Origin of the sequence: Nostoc sp. FACHB-152 (assembly GCF_014697475.1) — a bacterium.
Lineage (GTDB): Bacteria > Cyanobacteriota > Cyanobacteriia > Cyanobacteriales > Nostocaceae > Nostoc_B.
This window is the reverse complement of sequence record NZ_JACJRV010000123.1, coordinates 1-12,761: the sequence shown is the minus strand read 5'-3', so window position 1 is coordinate 12,761 and position 12,761 is coordinate 1. Positions and strand designations below refer to the sequence as shown.

12 protein-coding genes are annotated in these 12,761 nt (G+C 40.9%); 5 read left to right on the top strand and 7 right to left on the bottom strand.

The features are described from left to right. Nucleotides 1-657 precede the first annotated feature (657 nt). The 4 genes from H6G76_RS34305 (at nt 658) to hpxZ (ending at nt 4,867) form a co-directional block, all read left to right on the top strand. Nucleotides 658-2,100 (top strand): NAD(P)-binding domain-containing protein, encoded by a 1,443-nt coding sequence (locus H6G76_RS34305; protein WP_190710668.1) that lies wholly within the window; start codon nt 658-660, stop codon nt 2,098-2,100. A gap of 39 nt (nt 2,101-2,139) precedes the next feature. Beyond that, nucleotides 2,140-3,006, top strand: a complete 867-nt coding sequence (locus tag H6G76_RS34300; RefSeq protein ID WP_190710667.1) for a CmcJ/NvfI family oxidoreductase — start codon at nt 2,140-2,142, stop codon at nt 3,004-3,006. Between the two features lie 334 nt (nt 3,007-3,340). Continuing rightward, nucleotides 3,341-4,309, top strand: coding sequence for a TauD/TfdA family dioxygenase (locus tag H6G76_RS34295; RefSeq protein ID WP_190710666.1), 969 nt, complete (start codon nt 3,341-3,343; stop codon nt 4,307-4,309). Nucleotides 4,310-4,483: 174 nt separating this feature from the next. Further along, complete coding sequence (hpxZ, locus tag H6G76_RS34290) at nt 4,484-4,867, top strand: oxalurate catabolism protein HpxZ (protein WP_190710665.1); 384 nt, start codon at nt 4,484-4,486, stop codon at nt 4,865-4,867. A gap of 180 nt (nt 4,868-5,047) precedes the next feature. Here hpxZ and H6G76_RS34285 read toward each other — a convergent pair whose 3' ends face one another. The 7 genes from H6G76_RS34285 to H6G76_RS34255 form a co-directional block, all read right to left on the bottom strand. Then, nucleotides 5,048-6,091 (bottom strand): Mrp/NBP35 family ATP-binding protein, encoded by a 1,044-nt coding sequence (locus H6G76_RS34285; protein ID WP_190710664.1) that lies wholly within the window; start codon nt 6,089-6,091, stop codon nt 5,048-5,050. A 75-nt stretch (nt 6,092-6,166) separates the two neighbouring features. Then, a complete protein-coding gene (locus tag H6G76_RS34280) occupies nt 6,167-7,159 on the bottom strand; it encodes a HEAT repeat domain-containing protein (protein WP_190710670.1) in 993 nt (330 codons plus the stop codon). 87 nt (nt 7,160-7,246) lie between these two features. Next, complete coding sequence (locus tag H6G76_RS34275) at nt 7,247-7,474, bottom strand: ferredoxin family protein (protein ID WP_053455107.1); 228 nt, start codon at nt 7,472-7,474, stop codon at nt 7,247-7,249. A gap of 44 nt (nt 7,475-7,518) precedes the next feature. Then, nucleotides 7,519-7,980, bottom strand: coding sequence for a GNAT family N-acetyltransferase (locus tag H6G76_RS34270; RefSeq protein ID WP_190710663.1), 462 nt, complete (start codon nt 7,978-7,980; stop codon nt 7,519-7,521). Between the two features lie 15 nt (nt 7,981-7,995). Next, a complete protein-coding gene (locus H6G76_RS34265; protein WP_190710662.1) occupies nt 7,996-8,778 on the bottom strand; it encodes a class I SAM-dependent methyltransferase in 783 nt (260 codons plus the stop codon). Nucleotides 8,779-8,803: 25 nt separating this feature from the next. Continuing rightward, complete coding sequence (locus H6G76_RS34260) at nt 8,804-10,513, bottom strand: fumarate reductase/succinate dehydrogenase flavoprotein subunit (RefSeq protein ID WP_190710661.1); 1,710 nt, start codon at nt 10,511-10,513, stop codon at nt 8,804-8,806. Nucleotides 10,514-10,559: 46 nt separating this feature from the next. Beyond that, the gene (locus H6G76_RS34255; protein WP_242056650.1) at nt 10,560-11,588 is read right to left on the bottom strand and encodes a sulfonate ABC transporter substrate-binding protein; all 1,029 of its coding nucleotides are present in this window, start codon (nt 11,586-11,588) and stop codon (nt 10,560-10,562) included. 152 nt (nt 11,589-11,740) lie between these two features. Between H6G76_RS34255 and H6G76_RS34250 the strand changes: the two genes are divergently transcribed. Beyond that, nucleotides 11,741-12,406 (top strand): class I SAM-dependent methyltransferase, encoded by a 666-nt coding sequence (locus H6G76_RS34250; protein ID WP_190710660.1) that lies wholly within the window; start codon nt 11,741-11,743, stop codon nt 12,404-12,406. The last annotated feature ends 355 nt before the right edge of the window (nt 12,407-12,761 follow it).

Sequence of the window (12,761 nt, the reverse complement as noted above, 5' to 3'; positions counted from 1 at the left end):
TTAAATAGAGCTTATTGCGAATAAATGCTCTTTTTCTTTTACCACAAATTGCTACACTCTTTGTAAGATAAGCATTCTAGACCATTTTGTCCCCCCGCAAGGTCTGGGTATGATTGGGAGCAACTGATAAAAGACTATAGACTGGCTGCTGTTCAAAGTCTTTACGTTGCTTGTCAGTGGTGTGTCTCTCCCCAACAGCTTCGCCAGATGAAATGGGTCTGGCTTCCGCAACTACTCAAGTCAATGACAGCTTTCTTTGATTTGGGCTGTTCTGAGTTATGGGCATTGTGAGCAAGCAATCTATCAAGAGTTATAGCGTATTGATTATCTTATCAATTTGTAAATCTTAATATTAGATAAACTAATTACTAGTTTTACATAATATTGTGATCGTCAGTACATATTTTTTGTATCAATAGATGTAAGCTATATCTGCTGAGTAAAATTACTACATCGATTTGTGGTAAATCGCTCACAAAACAACATCCCTTTAATTTATTTGATTCTTTGCATAGCAATTAGTGAATATCTGCAACCGACTTTGGTTGATAGAGAACATTAGGCAATTTATCCATCTGTATCTTTGCGTCAGACAACAAGTTATTCCTCTCCAAGCACTACTCTCGGTAAAACCTCGTTTCATCTTGAAAGACCGACATGACAACAAAGACTGACCCTGATTTTGCCGCACGCGAAGCGTTGCGCCTAATCGGCCCCGACCCCGAAAACTGGGTGCCTGATTATCCAGGCATTGACCACAATGTCACGATAGTAGGAGGTAGTGGCAGTGGTAGTACTTTTGCATTTGCTCTACGGCGTGCTGGTATTGGCCGCGTAACAATTATTGATGCGGCTCTTGACGAAGCCCATGCAGGCGTATGGCTGACGCGAGCGCGGATGAAAAAGCTACGCACACCAAAAAATCTACCAGGGCCAGAACTCGGCATCCCAGCACTGTCGTTTCAAGCTTGGTACGAGGCGCGGCACGGTGTTGAGGCATACACAGCACTTGATCGCATTCCCAGAGTGTTATGGGCTGAGTATCTCAGTTGGTATCGGCATTTCTTAGACATTCCCGTTAGGTATCAGACGAAGTTGGTGCGAGTTGAACCTGCGGCAGGTTTCTTTCGCCTACATCTGGAAGTAAACGGTATCTTACAGATAGAAACCACGCGCAAGATTATCTTCGCCAATGGTGTAGCTGGTACTGGTGGAGCAAATATCCCGCCTGTATTAGCATCTCTCCCACGTAGTTTATATGCACATACCTCTGATGAAATTGATTTTAGTGAGTTGCGCGGCAAAAATGTAGCAGTGCTGGGTGCTGCTGCTTCGGCTTTCGATGCGGCAGGGGTAGCACTAGAATCAGGTGCGAAGGAAGTACACCTGTTTGCACGAAGGTCTGAGATTGCATCTCTGCCAGTGATTCGGGTGCGGGGTTATCCTGGTGCTTACTATAACTATGCACAACTACCTGATGCGGCGCGTTGGTTCCAAGCTTGGCGGTTTAATCAAGTTGGCTCGACACCACCACCAGATGCAATTGAGAGAGTAACTGCGTTTTCTAATTTCCATTTGCACCTATCTGCACCGTGGAAAGAGGCTCATGCTCAGGGCGATCGCATCGTTGCTCAGGTAAATAATGATACTTTTGAGTTCGATTTTGCGATCGCTGGGACTGGCTATTTTGTTGATCCAACCAAGCGGCCGGAACTTGTTGATTTTGCACATCATATTGCTCTGTGGCGCGATCGCTACGAACCGCCAGGCGATCAGCACAACGAGCAACTCAGTACTTATCCTTACCTTGGCAACGCCCATGAATATCTAGAGAAAGTCCCTGGTAATGCCCCATACCTCAAAGATATCCATGTGTTCAATCCAGCTGGCTTCGTCAGTTTCGGTCTGCCTATTGGTGATGTACCAAGCATCCGGCGCGATGTGCCAGCAATAGTATCACGTATCAGCCACGACTTATTCTTTGCTGACTGGTCATTACACGAAGCCCGGATTACTAGTGACAATGTTGCACCAGACTTCGAGCCATCACTGTATGCCAATGCTGTGTGGAAACAGCCAGCTAAGGTGGGAGTCAGCTAAATCTGCGTAGCTTTTATAATTCTCAAACAGGTATAACCTATGAGCTTAAATAAGCAAGTTCTAGATAAACCGCTTTCCTACAGCTTGCCATCGGTAGAAGCTAACCTCAGCTATCTGATACCGATGGCAGAAAAACCTGTCAACTACACCTATGAACCGCCACCAGGAATTCCCCGCACTAACGGAACTTTCCAGACTTACAAACTGCCAATTTATAATGCTCGTTCCATCTCGGAGAAAATCTCTCTAGATGAACAGGGTTTTGCATTTACTGCCTACAATACAAACGTCCGCGACTTTTATAACGAAGACGAAATCCGCCAAGTCTACTATCCAGAAGCAGAGCAATTATTAAAGGAACTGACTGGTGCTTCTCAAGTTGTGATATTTGATCACACCCTGCGTAATGCGTCGCAATCAAAGCCGGGTGAGAACAATATTAAAGAACCAGCGAAGCGCGTACACAATGACTTTACCGCTAAATCTGGCTATACAAGGGCGCGTTTGGAGTTAGCTGCACGAGGTATAGAAGACATTGATAGGCTATTACAACAACAGTTTGCCATTATCAATGTTTGGCGAGGCATCGCTAACACAATCCAAGAGTCACCATTGACAGTATGTGATGCTCAAAGCATAGCACCATCAGACCTTGTAGCTGGAGACTTGGTGTACCGCGATCGCATTGGTGAAACCTACGCAGTCACGTATAATCCAGAACATCAATGGTTCTACTTTCCGCAAATGCGAAGGGACGAGATTCTATTTATCAAATGCTTCGACTCTGCTGAAGACGGACGCGCACGTTTTGCAGCCCACACAGCCTTTGAAGATCCCAGCAGCCCTTCAGATGCACCGCCTAGAGAAAGTATAGAGTTGCGGACATTCGTTTTTTATCCGGATTAGTTCAGTAGTTCTCAAACAGGTTTCACTGAACTTTCTTAATAATTTATACTACGATAAATCTATCGGTTTAATGTAAAATATAGATCAGCTACAGATGCTTCTTTGGTATCTTCCTTAGACTAAATAAAAACCTTCCAAAGAAAGCTGACGAGTACAAAAGAGTTCTTGCAAAAATAGTTTCTCACTCTTAGGGGGACAGAGTTTGAATGGGTAAAAGGTAAAAAATTTAGATGCCTTCCTTTGCCTTTTGCCCCTTGCCCTTTTCCCCTCTTCTTTTCCCACTTCTGCAAGAAATTTAAACATTCACCCATAGATCACATTTTGGAGAATAGACATGGGATACAAACATATTGAAGTTAAACCGACATCTGGTTTCACTGGTGCTGAAATCAATGGCGTAGATCTTTCGCGTCCTCTGCAAGATGACGTAGTTGCGGAAATTCGGAAAGCTCTATTGAAGTGGAAAGTGGTTTTCTTTCGCAATCAAAACATCGATCACGCTGCACAGATTGCCTTCACGGCTCGTTTTGGTGAAGTGACCTACGCGCATCCTCACGAAGATGAACCGATAGAAGGCTTTTCCCAAATCTTACCAATCGATCGCAGCCGCTTTGAACGCCGCAACGGTCTACAACGTTCCAGTTATGAAAGCCGTTGGCACACTGATGTAACTGCTGTTGTTAACCCTCCTGCGGGTTCTATTTTGCGAGCAGTTAACGTCCCTAGCTATGGTGGTGACACACAGTGGACTAATCTAGTCGCAGCTTATGAAGGTCTATCAGAACCTCTACGGAAGTTAGCAGATGGATTGAAAGCCGAGCATCGTTTCAATGCACGTTTGCGGATACCTAGCAATAGCAAATATGCCCAGCGCATTGCAGCTAATCCCCAGGTTTCGATTCACCCGGTGGTGCGTGTTCATCCTGAAACTGGCGAACGTGCATTGTTTGTGAATCCTGGCTTCACTTCGCACATTCTGGATGTGTCACAACAAGAGAGCGAACTGCTGCTGGAGTTATTTTTCAAACAAATCACCAAACCAGCCTACATCACCCGCTTCCGTTGGAACAATGGTGATATCGCATTCTGGGACAACCGCGCCACCTCGCATTTAGCCCCACAAGACTTGGATCATCTAGAAGTTGAGCGCGTACTCTATCGCACTACTATTACAGGTGATATTCCAGTTGGGACTGATGGTTTTAAATCGCAAATAGTTGAAGGTGAACCGTTAACTAGTGATTTACCAACTGTCCTGAAGCAAAAATCTGAAAAAGTGTTAGCAGAACCAGCACTCAATTAAACGATAAATCCGGGCGATCACCTAAAATAATTACAATTAAAATCCGGTAGACTTATGAACCTACCGGATTTTAATGTTCGCTATCTTGGGCGACTAAAAAATCACAAATCATGATTTAAGCTTATAAGATTGCAAAACAGTGCATAATCAACGTATTGCAATTTAGTAACAATCATGACTTCAATTAATGACCCTGCTGTTGTCGCTGAAGTAACTGATTTATATCTCCAGTATGAAGAAGCTCTAGCTAATAACAATCTAGAGGTGATGGATAGTTTATTTTGGGATGCACCAGAAGTAGTGCGGTTTGGTGTTGCAGAAAACCTCTATGGTAGTGAAGAAATTCGCAACTTTCGAGCCTCTCGACCGAACCCAAAAATAGAACGTGAAATTTTCAATCTCAAAGTTGTCACATTTGGTAATGATACAGCAACCGTAACTTTAGAATTTCGCCGCATAATTAATGGTGTCGAACGTGTGGGACGACAAAGCCAAACTTGGTACAAATTTGCAGCAGGATGGAAAGTTGTTTCGGCTCATGTTTCGTTATTACCATAATGAGTCACAAAATAAATAATTACTGTGAGTGATAAATAACAAATATAAGATACAGTAAAGTGACTTCATTGAATTAGACTCGATTAAATTCTAAATATTTAGTGAAATTATCATGATTTCATATTAGTACCTCATTTTTCATTTTAAAAAAGCTTGGCAGATTGCCAATTGCCTAATTATCTATCTATTTGACTGAACGTTGTGTGAAGTGCGATAAGCGAAGCTTAAGCCTATGGCTATCGCAATTTGTCTAAAAACCTCACTGGCTGGAGAAGCTTGTTCACTAGTTGCGATGGGATTTCCGGTATCACCACCGCTACAAATGCGCGAATCAATGGGGATTTGTCCTAACAGAGGTGTTTGTAATTCAGCTGCGAGTTGTTCACCGCCACCACTACCAAAAATATACGTGCGTGAACCACAATCACCACAAGTTAAATAACTCATATTTTCCACAATACCCAAAACCGGAACACCGACTTGACGAAACATATATATGTTACGGCGAACATCTGCGATCGCAATTTGCTGAGGAGTCGTCACTAAAATAACGCCACAAATTGGACTTTCTTGAATAATTGTAATTTGGGCATCACCTGTACCCGGAGGTAAATCTATTAATAAATAATCTAATTCGCCCCATTCTACATCATTGAGAAATTGGGTAATAATTTTGTGTAATACAGGCCCTCGCCATGCCAAAGGACGATTCTTTTCTGCCAGTAAACCCACAGACATCAATTTTATTCCTTGCACTTCCAACGGTAAAAACTTATCACCTGTCGGAGTATGAATAACATCAATGTCAGCTTGTTCTAAACCCAACATTTGCGGCAAATTAGGCCCATAAACATCAGCATCTAATAGCCCAACCTTTGCACCTTGTAAGCTTAAAGCTGCGGCTATATTGACAGCAGTTGTTGATTTACCTACGCCTCCTTTACCACTAGAAATTCCTAGAGTAGTTTTTACCCCAGGAATTGTACAAACTTGAATATAAACCTTTTTGCACCAAGTTAAAGCTAATAATTTAGATTCAATTTCCTGTTTTAACTGCTGCTGATGAGAACCAATATATAAGCGCAAATAAACGTAGTCATCAACTATGCGAAAATTTCGCACCATTCCTAAACTAACAACGTCATTTTTTAAAGTTGGTTCAATTACCTGTTTCAGCAATTCAACCACCTCTTGTTGATAATAATTAATCTCTAATTGTGCCATTATTTGCAACTTTCTCAAAAAATTTAGTTAACGACTAGCGAATTAACTTAAAAAACTCTCTGCGCCCCTCCGCGCTTACTCAGCGTTACTTTGCGTTAAAAAAGTATTCTCTTCCTTGGCTGTTGGTATCTTGTTAATCGCTCGTTGTGCTTGAATAGCAACCTCCCTATCAGGGTCATCCAAAGCTTGTTGCAGAGGGATGATAACATCAAGATGAGCTAAATTACCAAGAGCAATTACAGCTTCTTTGCGAACATCTGCATATTCATCTGCTAAAGCTTGAATTAATTGTGGCATGACTTGTACATCTGTAATTTTTTGCAACGCTTGTGCAGATGCTTTTCTAACTTGCCAATGTTCATCACCTAAAGCAGCTTCTAATGCAAAAATCGCTTGACTATTTGCATGAATAGCTAGAGATTGAGCAGCATTACGACGTACTTGCCAGTCACTGTCATTAGTGAGTGTGTGACTAAGCTTAGTAATTACTTCTCTATCTTGTAAATGCCCTAAAGTTAATGCAGCAGCACGACGCACAACAGATGATTCATCAAAAACTAAATCCAAAGCTTGGGGACATTTTTCTAGTTGATTTATATATCGCAGTGTAGTTACTGCTGCTTCTCTTAATTCCCCATTATCTGATTCTAAAAATGGCAGAATATACGATAAAGATTGAATATCATGAATTTTCCGCAACAGCACTAAAATATTTAGTTGTGTATTTATATCACTACTCTTGAGCTTATCTAGTAACAGGAATAAATCATCTTGGGTCACTAACTCGTTTAACGCTGATGCTGCTTCAGTGCGAATCTCTAAATCTGCGGAACTAAGGCATTGAATTAAAGCAGGAATTGCAACAGGATTAGCAATTTCCCAAAGGGCTGATATGGCTATTTTTTGCACAGCAATATGTTCATCTTGTAAAGCATTGATGAGTGCGTCTATTGTTTCATCATCGCCAAGATGTTGTAAGGTTTTGGCAGCTACTAAGCGGTCATTTACATTAGGCGATCTCAACATTTCCAACCATTGATTTAATTCAGAATTAGCACTTACAGACATCATTAATCCTCCCATTGCGTAATATCTCAAACTCGTATTATCTGAGCCTCTGCCTAAAATTCACATTATTCTTAAGAACGACATAAATTACCGCAACAAAAAAGGAATCTGCACAGTAATAGCATTAGTAGGACATTCCTTTTCACAAGGCAAACAAAACCAACATTCATCATATTTCATATAAGCTTTTCCCGTCTCTGGATTTTTAGCCAACACATCTAAAGGACAAACTTCTATACAAGCGGTGCATTTTTCTAAACACTTCGATTCATCAACAATTACAGGCACATCTACTCTTTGATTGATTAAAGCCATAACATTATTCACCAAATTTGTAATTTAGACATTAAACATTATTACTAAATTAACTGCTTATAAAAAGCTAATGACTGTTTGATATTGGCATAACCAATTTTTTTATAAAATAAATGTGCTTCTTTGCGTTTAATATTAGAACGCAACATAACACCATCACATTCTTTCACAGCAGCCCATTGTTCGATTTTCTGCATTAAATAACGTCCAATTCCATGATGACGATAATCTTTATCTACCACTAAGCCTAAAAGAATTGCTTGCTTTGGCATAATGAGTAAATCACAAATATGAGCGTGCGCCCAACCAATTACATATTCATTTGCTAAAGTCGCAACATAAATAACATGGTCATAATTGTTTTTAACTTTATCAAGGCGTTGCTCTACCTGTTGAGTTGTCAGAGAATATCCTAGTTGTTCGCCAAGGATAGCAATTCGTTCTGCATCTTTAGTTTCAGCTTTTTTAATTTTTATTTGCTGACCTAAAGCAACTTTATTTACCATATATGTTAACTATAATTATTGCTCAAGCGTTGCACAAATAAAACGATAACCTATATCAATCTCTTTCAATTTTTGAATCTCGCCATATTTTTTATTCCATTCTCCGCTACTTAAATCGGCTGCAAGTACATTTACTCCTTGTTCTACTAAATCTTGATTTGCTAACGCAAAAGATGATATTCCTGCCCGGACTTCTGCTTGAAGATATAATTCTGGTCGTCTCCAGGCTGCGGCTGCAAATAAATCAGACAAGTCGTGTGGTAACAAAAATGGTATGGCTTCAACACGCCTTTTAGTATTCTTCTGAAGTAAATTAATTTGTTCATCAAGAGATAAAAATCGTAAAGCATCTTCCCACAAAAATGGGAAATAGTCATAAAGCCAAATTTTTTGAGCGAGTCTAATATCAAAAGTTAGTAAAACAATTGTTCCATCTCTAATAACTCTGTGCATTTCTTGGAAAGATTTTTCGAGATGAGAAAAGTGATGTATTGCTAGAATACTAACAACACCATCAACAGACCTATCTGGTAAAGCTAAGTTTTCTGCATAGCCAGTAAACCACTCAACTTGTTGATGTACAACTGCTTGCATTCGCATCACAATAGAAGGTTCAACAGCATAAACAAACAATCCTTGGTTAGCCAAGGCTACACTGTAACCACCAGTACCAGCACCGATATCAGCGATAACGCTACCTTTTGGTAAATTGAGTAAATTAATTATTGTATTGACGATGCGAATATCAGGAACGCGAGTTTGGAAATATTGTTTACCAATATAATTATAAATAGACATTTTTTTGAAATATTCAATATATAACTTATTTAACAGCGACGTTGTATGATTCTTCAACCGTATCTACTGCCACAATGTAAGGCTCTACAGGACGTTTAAACAATATCATTTGCCCTGACTCATCTTTTTTTAAATTGACATGACAGAACCATTCATCATCATTTTTATCAGGATAATCTAAGCGATAATGATATAGACCCCAACGAGTTTCTTGACGATATAATGATGCTCTGGCTGCCATTTCTGCACAGTCTCGAATAAAATGTACTTCCAGAGAACGCATTAATTCATGGGGGTCACGCGCACCCATTAAATCTAATGTTTGTTGATATTGGATAAAATGTTTTAAACCAATTTCAATTTTATTACCTGATTTGGGTGGTTGCAGATAATCATTAACTAAGCGTCTGAGTTTATATTCTACTTGGGTATGTGGTATACCATTCGGTCGCGTTAACGGAGCGTAAATTCTGGCTTTTTCTGCTTCCAAAAACTCTGTCTCTGGTTCGATAAAATCTAAATCTTGTATATATTCAATTGCATGAGTTCCGGCTATGCGACCGAATACAAATGCCCCAATCATATAATTATGAGGGACGCTGGCCATGTCTCCGGCTGCATACAAACCGGGAATTGTGGTTTGCCCGTTTTCATTTACCCACACACCAGAGGCACTATGGCCGCTACATAAGCCGATTTCAGAAATGTGCATTTCTACGCCGTGGGTGCGATAATCTTCGTTTCTACCTTGATGAAAACGTTCTCTACTTGGCCTTTCATTTGCCCAAAGTATAGATTCAATTTCGGCAATTGTATCTTCATCAAGATGGGTCATTTTGAGTTGGACTGGCCCTTTCCCTGAGTTTAATTCTTTCCAAATTTCCAACATCATTTGACCACTCCAATAGTCGCAACTAATGAAGCGATTTCCTTCGGCGTTGGCTGTATGTGCGCCAAAAGGCCCAGCAACGTAGGCACAGGCAGGGCCGTTGTAATCTTTGATTAAGGGATTAATTTGAAAGCATTCAATATTACTTAGTTCTGCACCTGCATGATAAGCCATTGAATAGCCGTCCCCGGCATTAGTAGGATTTTCGTAAGTGCCGTAGAGATAGCCGGAAGCAGGTAATCCTAATCTGCCACAAGCACCTGTACAGAGGATGACAGCTTTGGCTTGAATGACTATATAATCGCCGTTTCTGACATCAAATCCCACTGCACCAATAGCGCGTCCGTCTTTGACTAATACACGCGTCGCCATAACGCGGTTTGTAACTTTGACTTTGTGGCGTTTGACTTGGCGGGTGAGAATAGTTTTGAGGTCTTTACCTTCCGGCATAGGTAAAACATATTTACCTACACGATGCACTTGTTTTAAGTCATAGTTGCCTTGGGCATCTTTTTGAAACTTCACACCCCAACTTTCTAATTCTTGAATGACTTCATAACCTAATTTGCCTGTTTGATATACGGCTTTTTGGTCGAGAATGCCATCGTTGGCTAGGGTGACTTCTCGGACATATTGTTCTGGTGTGGAATGGCCGGGAATGACGGCGGTATTTACGCCATCCATACCCATTGCGATCGCACCACTCCGGCGGATGTTAGCCTTTTCTAATATCAGCACCTCTGCATCAGGATTTGCTTGCTTTGCTTTAATACCCGCCATTGTTCCAGCAGTACCACCGCCAATCACAAGCACATCTGTTTTAATTCGTTGAGTATTAATATCCATAAGTGGGGAGTAGAGAATGGGGAATGGAAATTACAATTACTAGCCTCTAACCTTTCCAAACGATTTCGCTAATATTGACAGATTTCGGGATCAGCTTGATTTTGTAAAAAGTATCGGCAATTTGCTGTTGTCCGCGAATTACTTCGTCTGTTAGCGGTAGTACATTGTAGTCCCGTCGTTTTTCTGCAACTTCTAGAACTCCAGCATCAATACCAAGTTCTGGGGAGAGAAATTTTGCAACTTCTGTGGGATTATTTTTTGCCCAGTCACTTCTTTTTTTGACTTGTTCCAGCACTGTTTTCAAAGCATCAGGATACTTGTCAACAAAAGATTTCGCCGCCAAATAATAACCACGATTAGGTGCTAACCCAGTTGCATCTGTCAAAGTCCGTGCGCCTGTAGCAGCTTGCGCCGCAGCTAAGTAAGGATCCCAAATTGCCCAAGCATCAACATTATTTCCCTCAAACGCCGCACGCGCATCGGGAGGCTGGAGAAAAGCTGGTTTGATATCTTTGTAATCTACTCCTCCCTTTTCTAAGGCTTTGACTAATAAGTAGTTAGTATTTGAACCTTTAGCCACAGCAATTCGTTTACCTTTGAGGTCTGCAAGGCTTTGAATAGATGAGTTTTTCGGCACAATAATTGCCTCTGCTTTGGGACTCCAAGGATCGTAAGCAACATAAACTAAGGGATTACCCGCCGCTTGGGCAAAAATTGGCGGAGATTCACCAGTGTAGCCAAAATCAATACTCCCAGCGTTGATGGCTTCTAACATAGGCGGGCCAGAAGGAAATTCTGCCCATGTTACCGAAGCACCACTAGCTGCAAAGGCTTTTTCCAAATCTTGTTGTGCTTTCATTGCACTAAGAATAGTTGCGGCTTTTTGATAACCAATCCGAACCACAACACCTTGATTTGTAGTGCTTGGGTTGCCTGCCTGAGTTGCCACAGAGTTATCTGTGTTGTTGGCAGAACACGCAGATATGACGAGAGCTAAAGTTAAACCACAAGTAAAGAATAAGGTAAATGTCTTAATTCTTAATATTTCATAATGCTGAAGAAAGCTGCTGACCATCTTCATAAGTCGATTTGATAAATACTGGAGCAACATACGTAACATTTAGGCTATAAGTAAGTATAGCTAATACTACGATAAATCGAGCAATCTACCGTAATTTTGATAAAATATTCACACAGATCAGCAGCAAACATAGGCTCCTAGAAATTATGTCTACTGGTAAAGCATTAAACTTGACACAAAATTTGTACGAATATCTCTTGTCTGTATCCCTACGTGAACCAGAAATACTTTTGCAGTTACGACAAGAAACTGCTCACCATCCCCGTGCAAATATGCAGATTGCGCCAGAACAAGGACAGTTTTTAGCACTCTTAGTTAAGCTCATTGGTGCAAAAAAAACTTTGGAAGTGGGAGTTTTTACTGGTTATAGTTCTTTGAGCGTTGCTTTAGCATTACCACCTGATGGTAAAATCATCGCCTGTGATGTTAGTGAAGAGTTTACATCTGTTGCCCGGCGTTATTGGGAGAAAGCCGGTGTGGCAGATAAAGTTGACTTGCAACTTGCTCCCGGAACAGAAACTTTAGAGTATCTCTTAGTACAAGGTCAGGCAGAAACTTTTGACTTTGCTTTTATTGATGCTGATAAGGAAAACTATTATCGTTATTACGAATTGGTGTTAAAGCTAGTGCGTCCTGGTGGTTTAATTGCCATTGATAACGTATTGTGGTCTGGAAGAGTGACTCAATTAGAATTACAGGACTCATCTACCATAGCTATTCGTGAGTTCAACAGCAAGTTATCTCAAGACGATCGCATAGATCTAAGTTTGATTGCACTTGCAGATGGGCTAACTTTAGCACGCAAGCGCTAACTTCAACTGAAGCAGAGAGCTTAAAGAAATACTATTCAACAACAGAACGACCAGCAACAGATGTTATTCAAGAGTTAAGTAGAACGGCGTAAATATTTGTAGTTGGGAAAAGGCAGGAAGCAGAGGGCAGAAGGAAAGAGGGTTTTTGCCTGATTAACCTTTCTTAACATAGTTTTGTTTTTTCCCACCTACTTACTTAACGTGAGTTCGATGGATGCTAAAAACCCCTCTCCAAACCTCTCCCCTGCAAGGAGAGAGGCTTTCAAAACTTGTTTTTTCGTTCAAAACTAGGAAGATTTATGCCCCTCTCCGCGTCGGAGCGGGGTTGGGGAGAGGTTCATCGAACTCACGTTAA